We start from the raw sequence: 25,603 nt of genomic DNA on the forward strand, positions 1-25,603 counted from the left end.
ACAATATCTACCAAATGCTAATCGGCGGGAACCACAACCTCAACGCGTCGCAACTTTTCACCATTATGGGCTGGAATAACAACTACAATTGCACACATATCTCTTCCATCCTCAACAACCAGTTTTGAACGGACGAGAACCCCCTCCTCCTGAGTTGCAACCTTCTTACCCATCTCAGCGCAACCAGCAGCCATAACAGAATCGGCTCCTAAAAAAGATGCTATTATCACGAACAAGAAAAATTTTTTCATCATAGATATTTCAATAACCTATCTTCTTAATCTTCTGATAAGATACAAGAAATAATGTTTTTTTTCGGGTCAATTTAAAAACCAAAAATGAAAAATAATTTATCCTCTGTCTTACAGAATAACATATTAATATTACTCAAAATTTTTAAAAATTCAAAATAAAATATTTTTAATAATGATAATAAAGTTTATTGGATAAAATAATAAAAGCTTAATACACAATCTTACAAGAAATGAATAATTCTCCAGTAAACTCTTTCCCTGTAGCACTATAGAAAAAAAATACTTCTACTCCATATAATTTTTATAGATTTGTTTGGTTTTATTGCTTTGCCATAGGTTCTTTTTAAATGTTTAAATTTTTAAAAAAAAAGAAAGGACAACAGCATAAGCCATTTCACAGTCCTTCTCTCATCGAATTAGATGCACGATTAGATACAGCGCTTTATCGTATTCGTTCTGCAAACAGTTTTTTCTGGAATAAAGCAAAAATCATCTCACAAAATTTTCATCTTCAAGGATGGAAACGCTTTATCGTTGAAGTTTTTGATGAAATACTCACATTAGGGTTGATAGGCTTTACTCTTTTTACTATTTTGGGCATTTCTGTTTTTGAACTAACCAAAACAGATTGGTCTTCTCCACAAAATTTTTCCATTCTTTTTCTCGATCGCTACGGAAATTCCATTGGTCATCGTGGTGCACTGCCGGCGATCTCTGTCCCCGTTGAAGAAATGCCTGACACCGTTATTAAAGCAGTTCTCGCTACAGAAGATCGTCGTTTTTTCGATCATTGGGGCATTGATTTTCAAGGGCTTACACGGGCAATTTCACAAAATATGCAAGCTAAAGGTGTGGTACAAGGAGGTTCGACGCTCACACAACAATTGGCTAAAAATTTATTCTTAACAAACGAGAGAACCATAACACGTAAGATCAAAGAAGCTTATCTTGCTCTTTGGCTTGAAGCAAATTTTAGCAAAAAACAGATTTTGCAACTTTATCTTGACCGTGCCTATATGGGAGGGAATAATTTTGGTATTGCAGCAGCAGCAAAATTTTATTTTGGAAAAAACATACGTCATATCTCTTTAAGTGAATCGGCGATGTTAGCAGGGCTCTTTAAAGCGCCAACCAAATACGCTCCTCATAGTCATCTCTTTGCAGCTCAAACACGTGCCAATGTCGTCCTTTCTAATCTTGTTAACAGTGGCTTCATGACGGAGAGCCAGATTATCAACGCACATCGCCATCCTGCTAGGCCCCTTCTCCAAATAGACAATAATCAGCCTGACTATTTTCTCGATTGGGCATTCGAGGAAGTCAAAAAAATGCGTGATCAACTTCCAAGCCATCGTTTAATTATTCAAACAACCTTTGATCCAGCAATTCAAAAAGTAGCAGAAGAATCAATTGCCTATCATTTACATCAATATGGTCAACAATATCGCGTAACACAAGCCGCCACTGTTATACTTGACAATAACGGTGCTGTATGTGCAATTGTTGGAGGAGTGGATTATAAGAGGAGTCAATTTAACAGAGCAACACAAGGCGGACGGCAAACTGGGTCTTCATTTAAACCTTATGTTTACGTAACCGCACTGGAACACGGTCTTTCACCTTCAACAATTGTTTTAGATGCCCCTATCAATTGGGGAGGATGGACACCTAAAAATAATTCTGGTCGTTATCTGGGAAAAATTGATTTGGCAACGGCTTTAGCCTTTTCCATTAACACAGTTCCTGTTTACCTCACCTATCAATATCTTCACCGCGATACAAAACCCATTATAGATCTTATCAAGAGTATGGGGATCAACGCACATATTTTATCACACAAAACGATGGTTCTTGGTACTTCCAACATGACCCCCATGGATCAAGCAACGGGCTTTAATGTCTTTGCGAATGGTGGAATAGCTGGTAATCGTCATGGATTCACGCAAATCAGAACACTCGATGGTCATTTAGTGTGGGATTTCGAACATAACGGAAAAAAACTACATCGAGTTCTCAGCAGTCAATCAGCGACTTATATAAACCAAATGATGGTGGGTGTCACAACACGAGGATCCGGTAAGCGTGCTGCTCTACCCATGACACTTGTTGCTGGAAAAACTGGAACATCACAATCCTATCGCGATGCTTGGTTTGTGGGCTTTACGGGTAATTATACTGGCGCAGTATGGATGGGAAATGATAACTTTTCACCCATGAATCGTGCTTTTGGAGGAGGTGTTCCTGCCATGATATGGCATCGCATTATGCTCGCAGCACACCAAAATATCATGCTCAAACAGCTCTACGGTGTTAAGGATTCTCTGCTTCCTTATCAGCCTCAAACACCTTCCTCCCATACAGCTTCTGAATTTTTTTCCCCAATACCCTCTACGCTTTCTCCTGAAACATTGAATATCGTGCACTTGATTAAAAAAGATCTGAAAAAGACTTCTGCAATTTCTTTGAAAATGAAAACAACTGGAGATTCAACATTTTGAATTCAAAATATTCACTGATGCTTTTTAATATTACCATTTTCTTTTTTATCTTCGCTTTTTCCATTTTATGGGGAACACTGAGTGTCGATTATGTGCTCAATTCCTTTCCTCATTTTGGACCCTTTACAATTGGAAAATGGAGTGCTTACCCACAAGTAGGTACCACCGATATGGATCCTTACACCCGCGCCCGCACTGCCAAACAAGGCATTGTTTCACTCGGACGTACTGAAGGTATTCAATTCCAGATTTGGCAAGATAATCAAGGGCGTTCACTCCACCCTCACTGTCATTATTTGCTCAAAGGCACCATCCCTGAAACCCGTCTTTTTACCCTTTATACAGCTGACAAATCCCTTAACCCCTATACTTCATCAAAAGAAATACCTTTTGAACTCCACACGAACGCTATTACTTATGAGCATGATGGCGAATTGCGCATCCATATTTCACCTACACCGCAAGCCGGCAATTGGCTTGCAACCGTTAGTCAAAAAGAATTCGGGCTTATTCTTACCTTATACGATACCTCAATCATCTCAGCAACGGCATTACAACAGCTCACAATGCCCTCAATAGAACAAATCCCATCAGGACAAATAAATTGTGACTAGATTTATTCATACCGCACTTCTTGCAATCATTGGCACTATTATCGTTCATATTTGTGTTCTCTTTCTGATCCCCACTTGGGCACAAAATAATATATGGACAAGCCTTAAAAAATCTGAAGCCCCTTATCAATTTGTTGATTTTACTCCCGATAATCCTATTCAACAATCTGCTGATCCACTCTTTCTTCTTAAAGTCTGCAGATTTAATCTTGAAAATGGACCTGTTCATTTAAAGGCTTTGAAAACACAACAATTTTGGTCACTAGCAGCCTACACACACAACGGAATTATTTTTTACAGCCTTAATGACCGAACAGCCCCTGATGCGACACTCGACCTTATCATTGGAAAACCAATACAAATAATAGAACTTAAAAAATCAAAATCTAAAATAAATGCTAATTCAGTTTTAGTTGCTAAAAATTTAAATGAAGGTTTTGCCATTTTACGTATTTTCGCCCCCTCTTCTCTTGCAAAAAAAGAAAGTGAAGCTTTTCTTTCATCGGCGACTTGTAACATATTTTATGAATAAAAATATTCTCACTTTTACAGCAACTTACTTTTTAATAAAAACAAAACCCATCAAAACAGTTATCTTTTTCCTCTATGAATCGAATATTCGAATTTAAGTTTGTCTGATTTTAAATCCATCAATTTTTTTATTGAGTGAGAATGAAATCTCTGTTGCACACACTCATCTTGTATCTGGTATCTGGATAATAATTTGATTTCTAATGATAATTTATTTAAATGTTGAATGAGCACTCCAAAGATCGTAGGTTTCTCTCATTCCAAACTTGTCCCATGTTGAATCAATCAAATCCGCGTCCTTTGCATAATACAAGCGAAATTGACGCCTAAATAAAAACTATACAATAAAAATGTCTCTTATGAATCGTCTGCTTAAGAGTGACGCAATATTGGAGACGAACAAATAAAACAATGACGCTGGTTTTCTTTTTCATAAACGTAAAGATGGATATGCTCAATCGCTTTATCGTTATAGCCTTCATAAGCGTTGTCGCAAAATGGTTGTGACGAGTAAGATGTCTCTTTAAAATAAACGCCATGAATTTGGCACTCTAATGGTATTCCGTTATTCGATAAGCCTATTTGACAAAAAAATCCCCCGCAATGAGAAGAAAAAAAAGAAAGTTCTAAACAAATATACTGATACCAATAATAAAACTTGTTATCTGAGCTGATTGCTATTTATTGACAAACATTCTCCTAAAATTCAATCAATGACAGAATAAAGTGCTGAAGAAACACTTATTCCCATCAATGAAAGCCCTAAAACAATCGCTAAAAATTGATGAAATATCACGCATCCTTGATCTCAAAAATAAGTGCTTTACTTTTGTCTTATGAGCAAAAACTTTTGTAGGATATGTCATCTGAAAAAACTTTGCTTATAGTTTACAATCGAGGGGAAAAAACTTCATGAAGAAGAAATATGTTCGGTTAATTTCAAGAGCAGCGGTATGGTCCCCTCGATTTGGAGGATTAGCGTTTTTTATTTTATTATTTTCGGTCACCTTACAACGTTTTTCCGTCATTCATGTAACCGACTTTATAATTTTGACCAGTATCTCTACTGGCTGTGTGATTATTTCTGTTTTTCTCGCTATTAAAGCACTTCATAGTTTGTGGAGCTGTGGGGCTCTAGGGGGAATGAAAGCTTTAAAGGGAATTATTTATTCACTTATAACGGCAACACCATTGGTATTATTTTTTGGACTTTGGTTTACCTTGCCTGCTCTTTACGATATTTCTACTGATACACAAAGACCACCGGCTTTTTTTCGCACAATACGTCCCAGTGATGCTTTACCACTCAAAAGTGTTTTGCTTGAACAAGAAACATTACAAAGGTCACAATGGCCAGAAATGTCGGGGCGACGTTATGATGGCTCACCTGAACGCATTCGCGAATCCGTTCTCAATGTTTTAGCTGCGTATGATTGGCCTATTGTAGCACAACGAGTATTTAAAGGCGAAGAAAATGAGATTTATATTGAAACGAGAGCTAAAACTTTTTACCTAGGTTTTATTTCAGACATCGTGATCCGCTTAACTGATGAAGGTGATACTACCTTTGTTGATATGCGTTCTTCTTCTCGTTATTTGCCAAGAGATTTGGGGAGCAATGCTGCCTTTATTATCGACTTTATGGATGCCCTTGATACGGAAATCGCTTCACTTCCTCTTTTACAAGATGATGGATAACAATCAAGAATGTACGTTATTTCATAAAAAAGCTTATTTTTCAATAAATTATGATATATAAGAAAATAATCACTTTTCAAAATCTACAAACTGAGCATTCTTATACAAAAGATAATAATCTCAAATCGAACCATTCTTAAAATAATTAAAAAGATTCAAAAATGGGAAATAAAAAACAGAATCCTTGGTGATAAGGCTGATATTAAAGACACTATTTAACTGCAATCATTAAATATTTTTTAAATATGAATATTATATAAAAATAATAATTTATTTTTTATAATAATACATAATAAATTATAATTATATTATTATAATAATGTAATGACTTAATTATATATTATTTTAAAACTCCTATATATTCAACTCGTAAATTTCCAGCATAATATAATATAAAAAACATGATTGTTAATAACATTACTTTTTTATACTATAGTTCTCGCTTTTAATTATATCATTAAAAATTCATATATAAACGTTGCCACTAAGAAGCCAGTAAAAGTATTCATAACAAAAAAATTCAAAATAAAATATCTATTATCATACAAAATATCCCTGAAATCAGCTTAGCCATAGCTTTAAAGTATGTTTACAATATTACTGAGCTCAGAAATATTTTTCTCGCTATTTTCTAAATAAATTAGAAACAATGTCCATCCACTTTACGGATGGCATTAATCGTACTTATCTACCAAGGCGTCACCAGCTCCTGCTAGTTCACCTCCTATTGCTCCATTGACAAAGCCAGAACCGACACCTCCCACCCCAAAAAACACCTCCGATTGCACCAGCAATACCTCCTGTTACTACTCCTATGAGGCCACCTGCACCTGATGCTTGAAAATGAGTGCCTATTCTACAATCATCTTCTTCTGAGAAAAGCCAACCTTGGGGATGCGAATTGCTGTGTAAATCATTTGATGAGCTTGAACTACCTATTTTAATCCGCCTTATTTATTAGAAAAACGTATCACAGTGATACAATTAAATTTAGTTACGGTTTAGAAAATTTTCAAATACAATTTTAAAAAATATAAATAAAAATACTGTATAAATAATAAATACATTATGTTTATATTGTATTTGTAAAAATATATATATTTTAATTAAGCAATAATAATATTTAAAATACTATTTAATATGCAACATTTATCTCTCTTTCTCTTAAACAAAATCATAAATTCAAATGAATTATTCACAAGAAAAAACCGTAGCCTTCTCTTGGTCTGCAAGAACAACAAAGAAATATCTTTATTATGTCATCGAACTCAGTTGCGTTGCTGTTGTTTTGCGTTTTCTGGGCTTGGTAAATCCTTATATTTTTCACTCGATTATTGACTGTATTCCCCCTTTTCAGCACTATATTGTCATTGTCTTGATGGTTGCTATCATGCTGTTTAGCACTGCTCTTAGCTATTCTATCAGGTTACCTAGACGCTTATTTAGCCAATCGGCTTATCCTAGAATTTGGACGACGTATACCCATCTTTTAAGCATCTCCTTGCCTGTGTTATATCATTAGCAAGTAGGGGAACTGTTTTTGCGTATTGGAGAGGTTGATACTATTCACGGTTTTTTAACAGGAACCATCGCCACAATGTACTGAATATTTTGTTCGCAATCATTTATCTTGCTGCACCCTTTTCTATTAGTCCGAAACTTACCTTTATTGTTCTTATCATTTTACCTTTACAAATGGATTCTTTAGTATCGGTTGGTTCCTTTTCACGCCGCCAATTACGCTGTACTTTCACTCTGCAAGCTACCCATAAATCACGCCTTATTGAAAATTTTACCAATCTTGAATCCATCAAAGCACACGTAAAAGAACCAGCGCATACGATACGCATGCAAGAAACTTTAGCCCGCAGTTTCGATCAAAATCTTACGACCAGTGAATTTCATCTTTTAAATGGGGCTTTAAGCTATATTTTTGGTGCTCAGACAGTGTTGTAAAATCAAATCACACTAGGAAAACTTATTGCCTTTCATCTTCTCGCTGGCAATGTTTCTGGTCCTATCTTAAGTCTTGCCTCCCTATGGGAAGAAAAAAGCCCTCCCTTCAACTCATCATAAGTCCTCAACTTGAAGCTAAAAATATCTGTTTTTCGTATGGAGAAACACCTATTGTTAACTATCTTGATATTTGTTTAAAACCTGGACAACCCATTATGTTACTTGGTCCTTCAGGCTGTGGAAAACCAACCTTTGCTAAACTTTTTTATGGTCTTTACCCTCCAACAAATGAACAGATATTAATTAACAATCAATCTTTACAAAATTTTGATATCCGTAGTGTGCGCCAAACAATTGCGTATTTTCCTAAAAGTCCTTGCTTCTTTCGGAACCATTCTTGAAAATATGCATCTTGTAAAACAAAATGCCTCTGAGAATGAAATCAACACCGCCCTTCATACAAGTGCTTGTCATGATCTTATTACGCAATTGCTTCAAAGGCTTCATACCCAAGTAGGCGCGCAAAGTAGCCTTTTATCAGGTGGACAACGCCAACGTCTAGCATTGGCTTGTTTTTTCTCATCGAACCGCAGATTCTTATCTTGGATGACCCCACTTCCGCATTGGATGACAGGGTCAATGCAAAAATTGTTGAGATTTATATAAACTTTCACAAGATCGTATTGTTCTCATCATTACCCACAAACGTGCTCTTTTTCTCCATCATGCAACTATATTAAATTTCTTTGATTTGGAGGCAAAAAATGGCAGATAAGACTCCCCATTTGTGCCCTTTATCACCAACGCTTCATATGGTGATCACTGTTTTTGTCGCCTTATTTTTTTTATTGTGATTGGTAGTTTTATCACCAAAACAGAGATTGTTGCACGGGGCAAGGATAGGTTATTCCCACTTCCTATATTCAACTCGTCCAAACGCAAAATACAGAACACATTGAAAAAATCCTCGTAAAAGAAGGGCAATTCGTTCATCAAGGAGACCTCCTTATTCAATTGGATTCGCGTGAAGCTTTAAATGAGTGCGCACGTGTTCAAGCTGATCGTTTTACACGAAATGGTGCTGTTCAATACGCACAATTGGATAGATTACGAGATGATCAGCAATTAAGCCAAGAAAAGCTCAAAGATGCCAAAAGCTTGATGGAAACAAAAGTCATAAGCCATTCTCTTTTTTAGAAGGTTTACATGACTTTAAAAATGTGGAACATGAAATTTTAGCCAATCAAAGACGCTTGGAAGAAAACAGTGCTGAAATAGAACTCTCTCTGCAAAGCTTAAAAACCAAACTTGACAGCAGCCAATATTGTCTTGACCACTTATCACTTTATGCTCCTGTGGATAAACGCATTGACGATTTAAATATCCACACTTTGGGTGGCTTTGTAGAAACTGGTAAAACGCTCATGCATATTGTTCCTGGTTTAGGTGTGCTCATTGTTGAAGCGTTTTTTGATAATCAAGATATTGGTTTTTAGAAAAAGATCAACGTGCTTACGTAAAATTTTCTGCCTTTCCACCTGAACGTTATGGCGTTATCTACGGTGCCGTTATGAATGTAGGTGCAATAGCGTGCCATGAGCAAGAAATTAATGGTGTTTATGCTGTTTTAATCAAAATCGACCAAGATCATATCACTTTTAACCACAAAGCGCTTAAATTTATTCCTGGCACGACCGTGACAGCTGATGTTATTACTTCCAAACGGCGTCTCATTTCTTATTTCTTTGAACCTTTACCAAAATTTTAGAACAATCCCTAAAAGAAAGATAATCTGTATGAATGAAACCCCATCTTTATCACTCATAAATCCAATAATGGCTTTGGGTGTTATGGTTGTTTTAATGCTTTAATCCCACTTATACCGCCACTGGCGAATCTGGGATATTGAACGAAATTTAGGATCAACTTTACAGACTGGGCAATACAAATTCTATAAAACGAACATGGAGAATTTCGTGCCTTTACCACATGGACTTTTTTAGATGAAAAAAATCATAAATCCATGCTTGAAACGGGAGAGCCAATGCCGATTGGAAAAGTGGAAAATATATGTGGTTCAGGTTTTGTAGGGCCTTATAGTCATGCTTCTCGTATCGTACGCGACATGCAGAGACACGCATTTCCCCACCAGCATCATTGTTATGCTGTCCGACGCAACGCAGATGGTGGGATTAGAAAAATCACCCAACTAGCTTTTACACACCAGGTACGCAAATCATTTAAACCCTATTCTTTGAAAGAAGAAACTTTAAAAAAACTATTTGAGCAATAGCGATTGTGAAAGAAAACCTTACCATATTGAGGGCTAACACGCTGAAAACGAATACTTTTTAGTTTACCAGATTGGTACCAATAGTAATAAATCACTAAGAGGTTTAGCCCATCCTCAAAACTTCCTAAAAATTTGACTTGACTGATTTCATTAAAGTATGGCTGGGGTACCTGGATTCGAATCATAAAATTATACGCTATAATATATTGATTTTATTTGTATTTTTTAATAGTTAGGGAATGTATAATTAGGTTCGGGAATAGGGTTTTGCAACGTGCCTTTACAGAGCGCATCTTTTTTTGCCAACTTTCTCCAACAATCTTTTCAATCTTTCTAAGTCTTGTTGTGAAAAATTCTCTAAGTTTCTGACAAACATGCCAGCAATTTCACGCCCAAATGAATCAGAAGGTTTTATTGTGAAACTCTTACGGCAAGAATCAGCCTCTTTTCTTAAAATGCATGCTGTTTCTTGATCTAAGGCATAAAGCTTTATGATCTTTTCTTCCATACCAACCGGTACAGACCTTTTGCCAATCTCGACTGAAGATAAAAATGCTACAGATATATCTAATTTTTCAGCCATGTCTAAAAGACGTTCTGAGTGATCAATACGAAGTTTGCGTAAGGTTTTGCCAAAAAATGTAAGCATTCTAAAAATCCTGTTAGAAAAAAATATTTTTGAGACTTTCTTCAAAAGTTGTGAATAAGAACTTCCTTTCAAAGTGCTTTTTTAGCTATTTTGAGAAGAAATTTGATTCATCTAATTTTTGGTGAACCACTGTTTTAGATGTGCAATGACATTATCTATTGCATCCATAAGACGGGCAAAATCAAGGATAAGCAAAAAAAGAAAAAATGCTATCCACTTCATGAGACGCGACATCACTTTCACACTTTGGTAGGTAATAATCATTTCTTGAAGCATTTCTTTTTCCGCTTCTGTAAGCTCTGTGTGTTTTGTCGTTTGTTTTCTAACCATGTTTCCACCCACACAAGCGCTCGCCCTGCTTATTATGTTTTAAAATCTCTCTTGCTAGGTTTGGGGTAATGACAATAAGATCTTGTTTTTCTAGATAAATTGGTAACCAACCAACACAAGAGACATGTTTATTTATCGCGCACCCAACGAGAAAGTTCAGAGCGCACATCAACATCACTTTTCCGATTAACTTCATTTTCTACCTCAAACCGTGTGATTGCTGTCTTTAAAGTATTCTCTGTTTGTTTTTGCTGTTCAGCCTTTTTGCCAAGTGTAAAAACTCTCACTAAAACTATAAAAAAAGCGGCTAAAGCCGCACCTGTTACCATCAGATTTTTTTTCAGCCATAAGATCATAAACAGTGCTCCTGAAAGCGTTTAGCAACAAAGAAAAGACCAGCACCTGCTGCCAAAACCATAATAGCTGCGAATGCCCATTGGATAGGACCATTGCCAGCTAAAAAACCACCAAGACCTGAGAAAGAACCAATAATGGGTGCCAATGCTTCTGCTTTGAAGATACCTGTTGAATCCTTTGTTTCTACTGTTTGGTAGTTGGAGGAAACAAAAGCGCCTTTTGCCCATAATCCTGCTTCTGCTGCACGCCGGTGGACAAGACCTTGTAAACGTTTCCCACCAGCTTTGGTCCATTTTTGCAATTCGGCAGGGACTGCTTCATAATCGCCTTTGTTGAGTCTTTTAAGTAATGTAGAATTTTGAAAAGCTGGAATGCCTACATTATAACAAAAGGAAACGAGAGCCCCAAACTGCTCGTCACTTAAAATCACACAAACCGCTTTTTCTACAGCTTGTTCATATTGCCGCAAATCTGCTAAAAGTATGGATTCAGCTTTTTTTTCTGTAATGATCATGCCTTCAACAACTGTTGGTTTGCCGGCTTTCTCAGTATGCCCATAACCAATCGTCCAAACACCAGAAACATCTTGATAAGCCTGTAATCGCAAACCTTCCCACTTTTTCAAACAATATAAACAATCTTCGTTTATTTTTCGTGCCATCGTTCCAATTCCATTCTATAAATATACCTTTATGAGTACAGCGCCATCGCCACCATCGCCACTAGAGGAGGACGTAGCATCTTTTCCGGGAAAATAACCACCACCACCACCGCCATAAAGTTCCTTACTCCCTTTAGCACTTAAGGCGCCTTTACCACCATGACCGCCCCACATGCTATGGCCACCATGACCAACTTGACCATTAGAATAACTACCGCCACCACCGCCGCCACCGCCATAAACGCTACTTCCACCATCACCACCTTTACCGCTCATGCCGTCAGGTCTGACAGCGTCACCTCTTCCGCCTTTACCGCCTTTACCGCCAGTGCCGCCGCCGCCACCGCCGCCATAAACACTACTTCCACCATCGCCACCTTTACCACCATCACCACCTCTACCGCCCATGGCACTAGTGCCACCATCACCACCTCTACCGCCTCTACCGCCTAAACCATAAATACTACTCCCACCATTACCACCTCTACCGCCTTTACCACCCTTAAAATCACCACCATCGCCACCCCAACCGCCCCAACCACCATCAGATAAAAAATTATCGCCACCACGACCGCCACTGCCACCATTGCCAAGACCGTTGTCATAACCACCATAACCGCCTTTACCGCCATGACCGCCAAGAAAACCATCTCCGCCATCTCCGCTATCTTTGTCTTTAGCATTCTCACCCTTAAACACACCTTTTTGATAAGGTTTAATTGAATCTTTTCCACCAAAAGCTGTAATAAATTGACCAACTACTGTGGAATATCCTGCAGGATTCTTAGGAAATTTTCCGCCTTTTCCAATACGCACCGAATTATTCCCAAGAAATTTCTTCTTTGTTCTTACATACGTACAACAACCACCAAAACCACCTTCGCCGCCTTGTATATTATGAAGACTATCACTCCCAGCATCGCCGCCACCCCAAGCCCATATTTCAAGTTCCGTTTCATCCGTGATTCCTTCTGGCCAAGGAATATTGCCACTTTCTGTTATGAGAATTTCAATAGGTTTTTTGTATCCACTATCATTTGAGCTATTGGCTTTAATTGAAGCAAGCAAATCGACAGGAGATATCAATGCATCAACTGTTTTTATGCCATCAATCCAGTCTTGTTTTTTAAGAGGTTGAATGAGATCAACTTTTTTCTGCACATCATACGCTATATCTTGGGCTTTACCGGCTGTTGTTTGCGCAACACTTGCCTCAGCTTGTGCCTTGTCTGCTGTTTTTTGTGCTACATCAGCCGTTGTTTTTGCATCTTTCGCTGTATTTAATGCAACATCTGCAACATTTTTTGCTTCACTTGCAATATGAATCCCTTGTTCTACATCGTCTTCAACTTTATTAATTTTTGCAATTTGTGTACGCTCTTGAGGGGTTAAAATAAGGTGCTCATTCCCCTCTTTCATATTATCCATATCAAATGCATCTTTTGCTATTTTATCCGGATCATAAATCGACTTTGACATACCAAGGGACTTTGATATTGCAAAATAATTGATGGTATTTTTGAGTTCTACCGGAGAGATAGGATAGTGAACACCTTCATCCCCCATACGCCACTTTTCCATCGTTGGCTGGGTAGGACTTAACCATTGCAGCTTTAATCTTTCCTGTATCGTCAAAATCTTTTTTGTAGGACCTTCATTCATATTTTCCATGGAAAACACATTTGATCTCACATTGTCGGGATCATATGTAACCGCACTCATATCACCAATTCCTAAAGGTGATATTTTTATCCAACCATCTCCTGATAAAATCGTATTCTCATGAGCTTCTCCACTTGCTTCAATATCGCAAATTGTGACCTTATCCTTGTAAGCAAGGGCTCCGATATCTCTCTTGGCAACCGCATCATCGGCTTTTTTCCCCTGAGCTGCCGTTGCAAAATATTCTACCCCATAAGCCGCTGCACTGCCCACTGAAACCGGTGCAAGAGCCTTACTATCTAGAACACCTTCTTTGACTTCTTCTTTTGTTGCTGGTTCAAGCTTAAAGATATGTGTGTGATAGGGTAATGGCATCGTATTTCATTCCTTAAGTAAGTTCGTTTTCTGAGATTGTGTGTGAAAACTGAGACACTGTAAGCGCAATTCATCAATGGTTTTTTGCATGATCTCAATACGTTGCTCTGTTGCTTCTTGATACTGTGTCAAAGCGCTTAAAAGATCATGCTTTATGTCTCTTTTGATAAGATCAAGGACCTTATTTAAAGGTGCGTGAACCATGCGATTGCTTGCATAAAAAAGGACGCGGATTTGCTCCGCGTCCGCAATATCATCAATAGCAGACGGATTATTGATCATCTGAAAACCTCACGATTTTATGGCATATACCACGGTAGCATTAACGGGGCGTGTTTCTGCCTCACCTGTTGAAGATATGGTTACCCTGTGCGTATGCGCACCAGCAGGTTCTGTTGTCCCCCCGATGACTGCATAATGATAAGAGGGATTTCTTCTACCGATATCATTGGCACTCCATCCAACTCCATCATACCGAAACTCGTGTGTATGCTGCCCTGCTTCTTCAATGGTGGCAACATGTGTATGCGATTTGAGGCAATCTTGCTGCATATCAGCAAATTGTCTACCTCTGTCTAAACCACGCCCATCATCAAAGCCGCGCAAAAACATTCCTCTAAAATCTGGAACTTTAAAGGTTGTATCGCTCTCTTTTCCCCATCGAACGCCTATTGCCTTGAATAATTGCGGATACTCCTTGCGTTGATAGGTTGCTCCATCACACAAAAGCCAACCATTTGGCAATTCTGGCATCGCAAAGGTGGCAATAAACCCGCAAGGAAAGGTTTCGACCTTTGGAGGTGGAAGTGGTGTGGGATTTAAGAGATACCAGCCATCGTGTCCTTTTGTTGATACGCCATCATTATAGACTATTTCATAAATACCACCTGTTTGTAACTCACTACCTTCCAATGGCATTATTCCCATATTGGTAGCTTTATAGAGTGGCTTTGCTCCTATATTATTAACATTTATTGTTGTAGGTCCCACGTTCACACCACGCGCCTTAAAACGTAGAATGATATCATTTTTATATTTTGCTATAGGTGAAACCGTCGTTAACGTTATGGCTGTTGTTTTGTCTTGTCCATTCACCATAAAGTTTGCATCAAGAGAACCACCATTATCTGCAAGATATTCACGTACACGCTGCATCATGACCCGCGCACTATCATTGACAGAACTAGGTGGTTGTCCTTCTGCCCAATTAATCATGGTATCAGAATGGGCATTTTTATCAGCCATTAACGACCAATCATAAATATCAGACATTATAAACCCCCGTTCTTCTTAATAACTCTTCTCGTAATTGTTGCTTTTTTTGCTGCCCATATGAACGAACAGGATTTCTTCTTGACGAATCAATTAAGGGAGTTAAGTCTATCGGATGTGCACTTGATTGTGAAAACCCCGCCATCATTGGTTGCTGCATCATTTGTTGATGTGCCATTTGTGTTTGTTTATCTTGTGCATCTGCATTACGCCTGATCAAATCAACCAAATTCATCACACCCTTTTTAAGAGTACCAGCGTCAATGCCTTGCCCCTGCAATGGTGTATTTTCATGCAATGGCGTATTATACGCCATCAATGGTTCTCTCGCTTGAACACCTTGAATCGCCCTTTGAAATCTCTCAACACCATGCAATGGAACCTCTTCATTTGCTCTGCTCTGCCTATTGCCCCAGCTTTGTTGTGTCATACCATTCGAAGCATCTTGCGTGTTGTTGTAAAGCCCATAAATATGATTCATAAAATCCCCTGCGGTTGCTTCCAGATTTCCTCCGTTAAGGACAACTGCTTGACGCCCTAAAAGCTGGCTTGCTGGCATATTTGGATTTTTGATAAGCTTTACAGCCCCTGCGGGTCCTTGTTGATGTGCAAGATAAAGCTCTGCCTCTGATGGTTCTCTGCCTAATGCTGTAGCTAAATAACGTGTATTGTCCTTGGTCAATCGTGCCATAGCATCAGTTGCTTGAAAGGGATCAAACTTATCATTGAGTTGATATTGCTTTGCTGTTGAATCGAGAAATTGATAGAGCCCCCCTGCACTGCTTTTGCTGTTTTTTGCATTGGGATTGCCATTACTTTCTATCATGGCTACCCGTTCAAGAAAGCTTTCTGGCAAACCATATTTTTGTGCTGCCTGTGAGATGGCATGCTTTACATTGGGATGAAAATTGATCATTAGTTTATAACCGTTCTATCAGCACTACTATTCAAAAGAATGCCAAGAAAATTAATAAATTTTGTGTGATCTTCTTTGGTGATTAAGCGTTTCTTTTCTGCTTCGTGAAACGCCTTAATTAATTCAACGGCTTTTTCTCTTGCCAACCCAAAATCTCCTTTTTCCCACGCGGTTATGAGAGCCGCAATATCTCTCTCAGTACCTCTATGAACGCCTAAAAGTTTGCGTCCCAATTCTCTTGCGAAAGTTGTTATGGCTGCCTTGATAAGGTGAAGTTTTCCTCCACTCACAGCTTGTTCTGCTGCCTTTTCTTCGACTTCACCCATATGGTTTGGCAATCGTGCAAAAAGCTTTGTTCTGTCCACTTCTGGTCGCAACACTTTCATAAGTTGTTTTGCTTTATCCTCACCATAACTCTGCCGCAATTTTTCTTGACCATTTTTTGTGTCAAACAAACTCAAAAGATTATGTTCAAAATTCTGTGCATTGCCTGCCGCAGTTTCTATTTGTGATCGCACACCCTTTTGAAAAGCCTCTTTTTCCATTACCCCAAAATCTGAAAGTTGGCTGTTGATTGTATCAAGATCAACACTCTTCTTCAGTGCTTGCTTCCCTCGCTCCAAAGCATCACCGATAGTACGCTCATCATAATAAATTTTCCGTGCCTTCGCATAATCTGGAGATGACGTATCCAAAATGTCCAGAATGCGTTGTTTGAACAGAGTCAAATCTCGAGCATACCCTCGTTTTCCTTTGATACGAGCAGCGTTAATTTGATCATCCAAAACCTCTTTCATTTTATGTAAAATCCGCATATTCAGCTTTGGATATCCGTTGCTTCCTATAACGGTTGCATCCACTTCATTTGGCATTTGTGCAATTGCTTTTTTGTATGCTTTTTGGAATGCGGGGGTTTCTTGCAAGCGCGATAAATCTTCACGAACAGCATTTGAAATGGGAGAAGCTTTCGCCCTCTCATAAAATGGTTCAGCCTTTTTCTGTGCTTGCTTAATAATTTCTTCTTTTAAATTGAGCGTATCGACCTTTGGACCCAAAACCTCTGTCAAGGCATCACTTACTCGCTTATCACTGGCATATTGTCTTTCATTCAAACGATTACTTATGAGTGAATAGGTATCAGGATCTTTTTTTGCCGCCCTAAAAGCTCTTGCAGCAAGCCCATCATGAAGATCAATAATCATTGAATCAGGACCACGCTGTTTTAATGCTCTCTCAAGCTTATCAACCCCTTCATCGCCTAAAGTACGACTTACATCTCTAAGCGCTCTATCGCTTATTTGAAATGCCTCTTTTTCTGGCATTTGCGCTGCTTTTGCCGCCATTTCAGCTGGACTTATAGGTCCTCTCAATGCTGCTTTAAGTGATTTTGTCATAAAAGGTGTTACTTTGGATAACCCACTGGCAACAAATGGCGTTGCACCACCTAGCCCTGCACCAAACAGTGTGGTTGCTACAGTATCCTCTACCCCCTCCCCCTCACCACTACCCGCTATCCCCCCATAAATGGCTCCGGTTTTTGCTGCGCGCCCCAAGCTAAATTTTGCCGCCTCTTTGCTTGCAGCGGCTTTCATTGCTGCTTCACCTGCCGCTTTTGCCGCTGCCCGCTCTGCACCCTCAGCCAAAGCAGATTGCACCGCCCTTTCTCCTGCCGCTAAAGCTTTACTGGTTATTTGTGCTCCTGCCAGACCTGCTCTGCTCCCCAAGACAACATCAGCCCCAATTGCTGCACGAGCCGACGCCGTCGCAGCAGCAGCCCCTCCCGCAGGAGGAAATAGCGCAGAAGCAATTATGGGTGCCGCAGCACCCGTTAAATTCCCCGCAAGAGATGCATAAAAATGATCTCGGTTTGCCGCTCTTTGATAATTTCGCCATCGCTTTGTTACTTCATTATATTTTTTGACTGCTTCTTCATCTCCCATCCAATAATTAATAGGTCCCAGAGGTCCCGAAGCGAATACTCCAGCTATTTCATCATCATAGCCTAGGGTTAACCCGTGAAGCGCTCCCCAGCCAAAAGCACCAGCCGTACTTGGATGTGGATCATCTTCTTCTGTGATCGCATTATTTTCTGCAAAATAACCCTTTAGCCTTTCTTTATTCTTCGAGAAAAGCTCTTGCAGTTGTTCTGGTGTATAATCACTCACATGCCCTATGACTCTTGTATTTTTTCTATGAATGAGAGGGGGTATTAATTCAGCCATTGGTTTTTTCCTTAATGCGTCCATCTCGATCTATAAACAATATGCCTTCCGGCAATGCTTCTATCTGTTTTTCTAGTGAATCATTTGACTGTGCATGATTTCCCTTATTCCCCTTATAAGCATCTTCCCCATAAGCAGCGCGAACGAGTTCGCTTGTTGCCTCTGCACCACCAAAAAGGATTGCCCGCGTTGCTGCATTAGATTTATTAAAAGTCTCAATAACTGTTGTTAAAGACTCTTTCATTTGCTCTGATGAAAGATCTTGATTGAGTGCTGCTACAGAATTTTGCAATGCTTGCAATTCCATATTAGACAAATTCCCAAAGCCAGATGCGCCATTTGGTGAAAATGCTTTTGCTTTTCTTAAAGCGTCAAGACCGATATTTGCCTTCAATGAATCGAGCATATGCCCAAATTGTGCAGGCTCTGTTCCAGGAATTTTTGCTAACCAATAACCAATCTTACCAACAGTGTGTGGACTTTCATCAATTATTTTTCTTAATTTCTCTGCCGATGAGATTGCCAGATTTGCTCTGGTAAGCTGGTCCGTAATTTTCAATTGTCTTTGCTGGTCTTTAATTTCCTGTTCGCGCTGCTCTTGGATTAATTTATGTTCTGCACCACTGCCTGTAATTGGCATCGCACGTACACCACCGGCTGCATTTTCATCTTTAACAAGCATATAGCCAGCTTCAGGCTTTGACAGCATGCTACTCATATCCCCTCCTAGTCCAGAAGCAGTGGAACGTTGTCCCCCTTGTATAGGTATAATTTTCCCTGTGCTTGTTGAAACTTGGAAAGCCATATCCTCTGGCAATCCCTGTTCTGCCTTTTCTTCTGCTGTAAGTGTTCTATAACCTTCTTGAGGACTTAACGTGCTCCCTATGACCTTCTGAGCTAAATCTGGATATTGCGCAACTGCTTTTGCGTCTTCATCACTATATCCTTTTGAACGCAAGAAATCTAAAGTTTGCTGACTAGAACCTGTCTGAGGGCTTAATGTACTGCCAATAATTTTCATGGCAAGATCAGGGTATTGTATAATTGCTTGCGCATCTTTATCGTTATACCCCTTTGAGCGTAAAAATTCAAAAATTGGTCTATTTTGTGCACGTACATTATTGCCTTGCCGCATAATGATCGCTGCATTTGAAAAGCTTTCTTGCGGTGTTTTTCCAGAAGCCAACCCTGCAAAAAAATCCATGAGATGTTCGGAGAATTCTGATTTTCTAAAACGCTCCCATAAGCTGCTTGGATTTGCGTCTTTATGGATAAAATTTCCAACGGCGTTTACATAATCTGTTGCCTGATTAGAAAGATCATCGGATTTTAAATGTTTTTCTTCCGGCAAGTGTGCATTCAAATGTTTTTCTTCTCGTATTGGTGCCTCAAAAAAACTTTTTTCATCATTTTCTGAATCGTTTTTCAAAGGTTTTTCTGCCATAGATTTCCCATTAAATTGAGCAAGATAATCCATCGCCTCTTTTTGCTGTCGCCCTGCCTCATTCCCATCAGATTTATCTATGTTCGCACCAAAGGAAGATTGAGAAGGCAATGTTTCAACGACTTTTTGCTCTGAAATGCCATGCTTGTCTTGCTCTACAGCCTCTTTTGCTTTGACAAAATAATTTGAATAATCCGGCAAGGGAGGCATTTGGTTTTTTAAATCATCCGTAGACATAATCAATTCTGCTGGCGTTTTTTTTCCAACTTCTCCTCCTGTTTGAGAGCCACGAATAAGCCCACTAAAATCGACTTTTTCTGGATTATTAGACTCATCTCTAGCATCAAAAGGGTTTGTACTAAAAGCAGCACGTTCTAAAAAACTAGGCTTGTATCGTCCTTCAAATGGCGTAGTTTGGGGCGTAGAATGTTTTTGAAAAAGATATTTAGGTAACTGAAGAAGACCCTGATATATTAAAGGGCGCAAAACTTTTGGATTCGTAAATAGTGATAAAGTATTAAAGCTGTTCTGTTCCATCACTGCACCCTTTCCATTTCAAATCCAAGCTTGCCATAATCAACATGCAAAAAGCCTGTGGTATTATGTAAAAAAACGGCTTCGGGCTTTAACTTCAAAACGTCTTGTGCCATCACCCCGCGATAGCGCTCTGGATACCCCTTATAGTTGTATTCATAGAGTTTATAGCCATTTTTCTGCCCTGCATCTGTGATGTTTTCTTTTGCCCGTCTATCGCTAAGTCCAGCAAAAGTACCCAGTATGGTTCCAACATTCCCAATAATTTGCCATGGATTAGGTTTTGGTTGCGGAGTAAATAGGGTCTGTTGTCCCGTTTGCATTCCGTAATTTCCAGCAGAAGCCGTACCAGCTGCAAGCAGCTTACTTAACTGGTCCCAATCAAGATTATTCTGCTGTTCCCATTTTTGTCGCTGTTCGTCTAATTGTTGTTGATGATTGGCATCAAGCAAACCGCTGCCTGCCAATGCATTGATATTTGCCTGACTTTGACCTTGAAAAAAGTTATTAGCACCAGCCAACTGATTTTGATTGGCTTGATCAATAAGACTATTGGCATTCATCATATTATTGACGTCTTGGTTATATTGCTGTGACAACGCCCCTGTTGCTATACCACCTAACTCATCTGCCAAAACACCCGTGTGCGCACCAGAACCATAACGCCCTGCACCCGCCAATGAACTATTAATTGTGTTCGTCGCTTTATTTAATGCATTTTGCAGCGCTTCGTTAAAGTAAGGATTATTGCCTATCTCGTGACCAGAAGCCATGTTTTTTAAATTTTGGCTGGTTGAATTTTGTCCTGTGGCTAATCCATTTAAAGTACTGTTCTGATAATGAGAAGCAGCGTTGTTAAGCCCATTAATCGTATTTTTTGTTTGATCACTTAAACCTGCAACACGTTCACCATCATAAACGGCTTTTCCGCTGCCTTGATTATAAAAATTCATGGCATCTTGAGCTGCACGTTCAAAGATACCCTTTGCCCATTCAGGTGGTGCATTTGTTTGCGTGGTATTTTGCGTCGTCTGAATTGGTTTTGAACTTTTTCCCATATTAAAGCTGCTTTCTATATTCTAAAAGATTAACGAAATAGCCATGCGATTTAAGGGATTTTTCCCACCCACGCCGACCGATAATAATAAGTTCTTTTGCCCCTTTTTCTTTGTAATATGCTTCAATTTGGGGAATAAGCTTCGTTAGGAGTACTCCTCCTTTTCCCCCAAGCGTGACAATAACCGCCCGTAAAACTCCAGTGACAAGTTTCTGTAATTCTGTTGTAACATGTGCCATAAAGTTTTCATTCTCATCCACGATAATCCAGAGAAGCTTATCTCCTTTCAAAATATCGTTTAAAATGCTCTGCGTATTATAATCATCGGGGAATTTTTTCTGAAAATAAGATATTGATTTTATAACCTTATCCAAATAGGGCACCATTTGTTCAGCACTCCATTTTTGCGTGTTATAAATTCTAAAATTCATCTTATACCTGCAGGTTTTAGTGTCACATCAAAGCCTGTTATATGAGTCCATGGTGTGCTTTCTGGTATTCTAAGTCGCAAAGCATGATAACGAGCGCGTGAGCGAATATTGTACATCCCGCTGCTATAGCCAGCGTAACGTTCTTTTGCCCAATTTAATTGATTTCTATCATCAATGATAAAAGCAGCTCCAACGCTTAAAAAACCATTTGTCGTATCTGCTTGAACAAAAGCCTCACTCATAAGATTAATCTGTCTGCCTGTATCGCCTACAGTTTGTGAAGCAATGACAGCTTCCATAGGAGGACCAGCAAAAAAACCAAACCTATTGTCTGGAGTAAACGCTCCCAACATTGGCGCCCCATTTTGCCACATTTTACTATCAAGAGAAGCGTGTAAATCTTTCAAGCATGCTTGTACTTCGTCTAAGCCTTCTAATGTATAACCTGCCGCAAAGAGGGGAAATAAGAGAAGTATCTCGCCTTTAATGACGCTCCATATTTGCAAGAGCCAATCATAAACATAGATATTCATCCCCATAATATCGTCATTTATAGAAAAATAAACACGCGAATAGACTGGATCAATACAAGCTTTCATCTCATCAATGGCAAAGTTATTGTAAAGCGTAAAGATAGTTTTATCGACTTTGCCAAAACCAATAGGTAACATCTCACCTGCATTGTTGATTTGATAAAACCCATCATCAGAGACAAAAAAAGTATAGTCTCCACGGCTTGCAATTGCGCTGCTGCTTTTTGCTCCTATTTTGTCTTTTATTTTTACAAAACTAAATATTATTTTAGACCCTGGAACAAAGGTTGCATGATAAATGGCAGAACGCATAAAAATCAGCGGATTGGTTGCTTGTGTAGACCCTTGAACAAACTCACCATCGGGAAAATCTTGATAATCGCAACTTTTCTCACCAACCTTCCAATGTGTTGCATCATTAAGACCAGACCAGTGAACACGATTTGGTTTATCTGTTAATTTCATCAAACAGACAAAATCTCCCCAAATACGAACAAGTCCAGCACGCGGGGGATTGCCTCCTAAATCATCAAATCTATCTGCTGTTTTTAATGCCAATATTTGCGGCGTATCATTGTTATTAACAGCAATGATGTAATCACCAAAGACAGCAAAAGACCAAGGGGCTGTTTCATTAGCATGATAGGGTTCGCCAAACTTGCTCACATCTTTCCAGCCGCGTGTGCTGTTATCATATTCGTAAAGCTTTGTTGATGTTCCGACAATGATACGCACACCACTCAATGAGCGTACTGCATAGACCCCTAAAATAACATCCGGAAAAGATTCTGAAACCGGTGCAACTTTGGGAACTGGAATATAGGAATTGGGTGCAGGCAAAACGTTGACGATCTCACAAGAATAACCCGTATTAATAAATGCAACATCTGGTCTAAATTCAGCAATAGGAATAAAAGTCATCAGAAATCCGTATGTTGAATTTTCAATAAATTCTTGCGCCGTGAGGTCTCAATTTGAAGCGCATCGAGTTGCTCTTGAAACATAGCAAAAGCTGCCGCTGCCATCTGTGGTTCTTTAATAATATTCGTATAAATTTCATATTTTGCACGTGTTTTAATCAGTTCATAGGCTTCCAAAAACCATATTGAAGCTTCTTGTACACTCTCAATATCTTTTATTCTGATAGGATCAAGAAGTAGCCTGATAGAATAGACACGGTCTGGAGTTGGATACAAAATAAGCTTTTGTTCAAAATAACTGTATCGCGTAGGCATGCCATGGTTACAATCATTCTCAAAGTTCTCAATCACGAGTGGATCTGTATGTAAAAGTTTCGATTTGCTGTGATTATCCTCATAAATGTAAGCATCAACAATGCGAACAGCAGTCGAAATAACTGGATTTTCCTCGGCTCCATAACGGCTTTTCCCTTTGAGAGTGGTCAAAACAACTTCGCGACTTTCATTAAAATAAAAAGGCAATCGTTCACAAAACCGAATAGCTGAAAATATTGCCTTTTGAACTTGATCAACATATTCATCTGTTTGATCATCTATTTCATCTTGGATATCATTCACCATCTGAATGAAATTTTTATCATGAGGAACAAGGGTCTGTTTGTCGCCAATCGGACCACCTGTCTGTACTATTATTGTCATATTACTTTCTTCCAAACATGAGGGGGCGTGCAAAAAACAAACGTCCCCTTATGCCTTTAAATTTGTGCCTTTAACGATTGGTATAAAACTCAACAATCACCTCAGCTTCACCTTTGGTGCTTTTCTTGTCTCGTGTCATATAAATCGCATTTTCAGCTTCTAATGGAACCTCTCGTTCTTCCATGGCTATGTACATATCGCCATTGATAGTTTGCAAAAGATTTATATCTCCATAATCATCACCATGAGGCTCTTTTCCCAATGTGGCTGTTACGTCTTCAAAGTCTGTTATGGTATAAACTTTAATGCTTTTGATAAACGCTCCTCGAGGGAGAACACCAATTTTCGTTATCAACCCTTGGTCTGTACATTTAACACGCGAGCGTAAAAAACTAACCTGCTGCGTACAATTGTTGCGTCCTTGCAAAACAGGCGGCAATCCCTCATCTATCATGGCAACGCTTTCCACGCTTTCATCAGTTTCCGTTGTAATGGTAGGATTTTCTGCCATCATTATCATCCTTTCATGAAGTTAAAATTGTTAGCTTGCTTCAGCAAAAGAAGGGATAACAATCGTGCTAAAGTCTTGTCCCCCTTGATCAGAATGGGGCAAGGTATAGCGTGATTTTTTCATGCCGATAATGGTCTTTGCAGCCAAACCAAATTCACGTTGATAATCAAACAGTTCTTCAACAAGTTTATAACGTGTACCGCCTTTCCCATCACCTCCTGTTGCTCCATTACCAACGCGCCCATAAGCCATAATCACGCTTTGCGCTCCAAGCAACACGGCACGACGAACAGATGTTACAGGTTCCCCTGTCTTTGAATTGATACCATTTGGTACATGCTCTGCTTCACGCAAGATGACACCGTTATACATACCCAGAGAGCCATCAAAAATTGGGTTTTGAGACCTTGCGCCATCGTAAGCTGCTTTGGTAATGTCTAACCATTGCCCGCTCTTTGTATTGGTACGCAATTGGGTAACCTGTGTTGGGTGGAGATACATTACATAAGCGGATTTTCCATCAACACGAACAGGGCGCAAGCGTGGATTAGCAAGTTTAGCGCGTTCAACAGCTTGATCTATAAGATCTAATGTAAAAACATCCTCTTTTGTAAGCTCTTCATCCGTTTTTTTCTTGCTTGGACGAATAATACGCAATTTGCTTGGCTCTAATGGTGCATTAAAACCATAATGCACCGGTTTAAGGGTTATGGTGCGTCCTTCAAAATGAATCCATGGTGCTGTATAACCTGCTGCTTGAATGAAGAACATCAAACTTAAACGGTCTGCATACCAATCAACAAGCCCATCCTTTGCTTCTGTTCGTAAATTAAATAAAACACGTTGTTGATCAATAGTTCCTTCATATTTTACGCGGACAGCATGAGAAAGCTCATTGATGCGCACCGTTTCATTCATAAATTGGAGTGCTTCTTCATTGCCTTCCAGCGTTTGTCCCTCGCTAACGCCATCCCCCATAAGTTGAACTCGTAATCCGCTCGTCACAGAGTCACCAGCGGATTTTCCTAACATATCCAATACTTGAATAATGCTGTTTTTGCCTTTTCCCATCAGCGGTGCAATGGGCAACGCCTTTGAGGTTTCTGTGTTTAGCATCTTAGCCCAAATGCCAACGGCTAATGGGTCATTGAGCTTTACTTCTGTTACTGCCATTTCAATCAATGCC

29 protein-coding genes and 1 pseudogene are annotated in these 25,603 nt (G+C 39.2%); 12 read left to right on the forward strand and 18 right to left on the reverse strand.

Annotation, left to right across the window (positions count from 1 at the left end; genetic code table 11):
• Window positions 1-17: 17 nt before the first annotated feature.
• Window positions 18-254, reverse strand: a complete 237-nt coding sequence (locus NNJ85_RS01050) for a hypothetical protein (protein WP_254472864.1) — start codon at window positions 252-254, stop codon at window positions 18-20.
• 347 nt (window positions 255-601) lie between these two features.
• Between NNJ85_RS01050 and NNJ85_RS01055 the strand changes: the two genes are divergently transcribed.
• The 12 genes and pseudogenes from NNJ85_RS01055 (at window position 602) to NNJ85_RS01110 (ending at window position 9,844) form a co-directional block, all read left to right on the forward strand.
• Complete coding sequence (locus NNJ85_RS01055) at window positions 602-2,752, forward strand: transglycosylase domain-containing protein (RefSeq protein WP_254472866.1); 2,151 nt, start codon at window positions 602-604, stop codon at window positions 2,750-2,752.
• 17 nt (window positions 2,753-2,769) lie between these two features.
• A complete protein-coding gene (locus NNJ85_RS01060) occupies window positions 2,770-3,366 on the forward strand; it encodes a DUF1214 domain-containing protein (protein ID WP_254473877.1) in 597 nt (198 codons plus the stop codon).
• Complete coding sequence (locus NNJ85_RS01065; RefSeq protein ID WP_254472868.1) at window positions 3,359-3,898, forward strand: hypothetical protein; 540 nt, start codon at window positions 3,359-3,361, stop codon at window positions 3,896-3,898. The genes NNJ85_RS01060 and NNJ85_RS01065 overlap by 8 nt, the downstream gene beginning before the upstream one ends.
• Before the next feature lie 911 nt (window positions 3,899-4,809).
• The gene (locus tag NNJ85_RS01070) at window positions 4,810-5,595 is read left to right on the forward strand and encodes a DUF1499 domain-containing protein (RefSeq protein WP_254472870.1); all 786 of its coding nucleotides are present in this window, start codon (window positions 4,810-4,812) and stop codon (window positions 5,593-5,595) included.
• 1,611 nt (window positions 5,596-7,206) lie between these two features.
• Window positions 7,207-7,551, forward strand: coding sequence for a hypothetical protein (locus tag NNJ85_RS01075; protein ID WP_254472872.1), 345 nt, complete (start codon window positions 7,207-7,209; stop codon window positions 7,549-7,551).
• A gap of 215 nt (window positions 7,552-7,766) precedes the next feature.
• Window positions 7,767-7,952 (forward strand): ATP-binding cassette domain-containing protein, encoded by a 186-nt coding sequence (locus NNJ85_RS01080; protein WP_254473879.1) that lies wholly within the window; start codon window positions 7,767-7,769, stop codon window positions 7,950-7,952.
• The gene (locus NNJ85_RS01085; RefSeq protein ID WP_305883484.1) at window positions 7,891-8,217 is read left to right on the forward strand and encodes an ATP-binding cassette domain-containing protein; all 327 of its coding nucleotides are present in this window, start codon (window positions 7,891-7,893) and stop codon (window positions 8,215-8,217) included. Before NNJ85_RS01080 ends, NNJ85_RS01085 begins: the two co-directional genes overlap by 62 nt.
• 297 nt (window positions 8,218-8,514) lie before the next feature.
• A pseudogene (locus NNJ85_RS01090) lies at window positions 8,515-8,562 on the forward strand (hypothetical protein); the annotation flags it as partial.
• Window positions 8,563-8,565: 3 nt separating this feature from the next.
• Window positions 8,566-8,748, forward strand: coding sequence for a hypothetical protein (locus tag NNJ85_RS01095; protein WP_254472874.1), 183 nt, complete (start codon window positions 8,566-8,568; stop codon window positions 8,746-8,748).
• Between the two features lie 23 nt (window positions 8,749-8,771).
• The gene (locus NNJ85_RS01100) at window positions 8,772-9,047 is read left to right on the forward strand and encodes an HlyD family efflux transporter periplasmic adaptor subunit (protein WP_254472876.1); all 276 of its coding nucleotides are present in this window, start codon (window positions 8,772-8,774) and stop codon (window positions 9,045-9,047) included.
• A 74-nt stretch (window positions 9,048-9,121) separates the two neighbouring features.
• Window positions 9,122-9,319: a hypothetical protein gene (locus tag NNJ85_RS01105; RefSeq protein WP_254472878.1), complete on the forward strand. Its 198-nt coding sequence runs from the start codon at window positions 9,122-9,124 to the stop codon at window positions 9,317-9,319.
• A 276-nt stretch (window positions 9,320-9,595) separates the two neighbouring features.
• Window positions 9,596-9,844 carry a hypothetical protein gene (locus NNJ85_RS01110; protein WP_254472880.1) on the forward strand — a complete coding sequence of 83 codons (249 nt, stop codon included), beginning with the start codon at window positions 9,596-9,598 and terminating at the stop codon, window positions 9,842-9,844.
• A 280-nt stretch (window positions 9,845-10,124) separates the two neighbouring features.
• Here the strand turns inward: NNJ85_RS01110 and NNJ85_RS01115 are convergent, their stop codons facing one another.
• The 17 genes from NNJ85_RS01115 to NNJ85_RS01195 form a co-directional block, all read right to left on the reverse strand.
• On the reverse strand, window positions 10,125-10,493 hold the full coding sequence (locus NNJ85_RS01115) for a helix-turn-helix transcriptional regulator (RefSeq protein WP_254472882.1): 369 nt from the start codon (window positions 10,491-10,493) through the stop codon (window positions 10,125-10,127).
• 111 nt (window positions 10,494-10,604) lie between these two features.
• On the reverse strand, window positions 10,605-10,823 hold the full coding sequence (locus tag NNJ85_RS01120; RefSeq protein WP_208441653.1) for a hypothetical protein: 219 nt from the start codon (window positions 10,821-10,823) through the stop codon (window positions 10,605-10,607).
• Window positions 10,816-11,019, reverse strand: coding sequence for a hypothetical protein (locus NNJ85_RS01125; protein ID WP_254472884.1), 204 nt, complete (start codon window positions 11,017-11,019; stop codon window positions 10,816-10,818). The genes NNJ85_RS01120 and NNJ85_RS01125 overlap by 8 nt, the downstream gene beginning before the upstream one ends.
• Entirely contained in the window at window positions 10,952-11,179 is a 228-nt protein-coding gene (locus NNJ85_RS01130; protein WP_254472887.1) for a hypothetical protein, read from the reverse strand. Before NNJ85_RS01130 ends, NNJ85_RS01125 begins: the two co-directional genes overlap by 68 nt.
• On the reverse strand, window positions 11,176-11,841 hold the full coding sequence (locus tag NNJ85_RS01135; RefSeq protein ID WP_254472888.1) for a lysozyme: 666 nt from the start codon (window positions 11,839-11,841) through the stop codon (window positions 11,176-11,178). The genes NNJ85_RS01130 and NNJ85_RS01135 overlap by 4 nt, the downstream gene beginning before the upstream one ends.
• Before the next feature lie 15 nt (window positions 11,842-11,856).
• Window positions 11,857-13,878, reverse strand: a complete 2,022-nt coding sequence (locus NNJ85_RS01140) for a hypothetical protein (protein WP_254472890.1) — start codon at window positions 13,876-13,878, stop codon at window positions 11,857-11,859.
• 6 nt (window positions 13,879-13,884) lie between these two features.
• Complete coding sequence (locus NNJ85_RS01145; protein WP_254472891.1) at window positions 13,885-14,160, reverse strand: hypothetical protein; 276 nt, start codon at window positions 14,158-14,160, stop codon at window positions 13,885-13,887.
• Window positions 14,161-14,169: 9 nt separating this feature from the next.
• Window positions 14,170-15,150: a phage tail protein gene (locus NNJ85_RS01150; protein ID WP_254472893.1), complete on the reverse strand. Its 981-nt coding sequence runs from the start codon at window positions 15,148-15,150 to the stop codon at window positions 14,170-14,172.
• A complete protein-coding gene (locus NNJ85_RS01155; RefSeq protein ID WP_254472894.1) occupies window positions 15,143-16,066 on the reverse strand; it encodes a transglycosylase SLT domain-containing protein in 924 nt (307 codons plus the stop codon). Before NNJ85_RS01155 ends, NNJ85_RS01150 begins: the two co-directional genes overlap by 8 nt.
• Window positions 16,066-18,288 carry a hypothetical protein gene (locus NNJ85_RS01160; RefSeq protein ID WP_254472895.1) on the reverse strand — a complete coding sequence of 741 codons (2,223 nt, stop codon included), beginning with the start codon at window positions 18,286-18,288 and terminating at the stop codon, window positions 16,066-16,068. Before NNJ85_RS01160 ends, NNJ85_RS01155 begins: the two co-directional genes overlap by 1 nt.
• A complete protein-coding gene (locus NNJ85_RS01165) occupies window positions 18,281-20,269 on the reverse strand; it encodes a hypothetical protein (RefSeq protein WP_254472896.1) in 1,989 nt (662 codons plus the stop codon). The genes NNJ85_RS01160 and NNJ85_RS01165 overlap by 8 nt, the downstream gene beginning before the upstream one ends.
• Window positions 20,269-21,324 carry a tail fiber domain-containing protein gene (locus tag NNJ85_RS01170; RefSeq protein ID WP_254472897.1) on the reverse strand — a complete coding sequence of 352 codons (1,056 nt, stop codon included), beginning with the start codon at window positions 21,322-21,324 and terminating at the stop codon, window positions 20,269-20,271. Before NNJ85_RS01170 ends, NNJ85_RS01165 begins: the two co-directional genes overlap by 1 nt.
• A gap of 1 nt (window position 21,325) precedes the next feature.
• Entirely contained in the window at window positions 21,326-21,709 is a 384-nt protein-coding gene (locus NNJ85_RS01175) for a hypothetical protein (RefSeq protein WP_371923321.1), read from the reverse strand.
• Between the two features lie 41 nt (window positions 21,710-21,750).
• Complete coding sequence (locus tag NNJ85_RS01180) at window positions 21,751-23,208, reverse strand: hypothetical protein (RefSeq protein WP_254472899.1); 1,458 nt, start codon at window positions 23,206-23,208, stop codon at window positions 21,751-21,753.
• Entirely contained in the window at window positions 23,208-23,906 is a 699-nt protein-coding gene (locus NNJ85_RS01185) for a hypothetical protein (RefSeq protein WP_254472900.1), read from the reverse strand. Before NNJ85_RS01185 ends, NNJ85_RS01180 begins: the two co-directional genes overlap by 1 nt.
• A gap of 70 nt (window positions 23,907-23,976) precedes the next feature.
• Window positions 23,977-24,417, reverse strand: a complete 441-nt coding sequence (locus tag NNJ85_RS01190) for a hypothetical protein (protein WP_254473881.1) — start codon at window positions 24,415-24,417, stop codon at window positions 23,977-23,979.
• Between the two features lie 30 nt (window positions 24,418-24,447).
• The gene (locus tag NNJ85_RS01195; RefSeq protein ID WP_254472901.1) at window positions 24,448-25,590 is read right to left on the reverse strand and encodes a N4-gp56 family major capsid protein; all 1,143 of its coding nucleotides are present in this window, start codon (window positions 25,588-25,590) and stop codon (window positions 24,448-24,450) included.
• Between the last annotated feature and the right edge of the window lie 13 nt (window positions 25,591-25,603).

Origin of the sequence: Bartonella sp. B1098, from assembly GCF_944896145.1 — a bacterium.
Lineage (GTDB): Bacteria > Pseudomonadota > Alphaproteobacteria > Rhizobiales > Rhizobiaceae > Bartonella.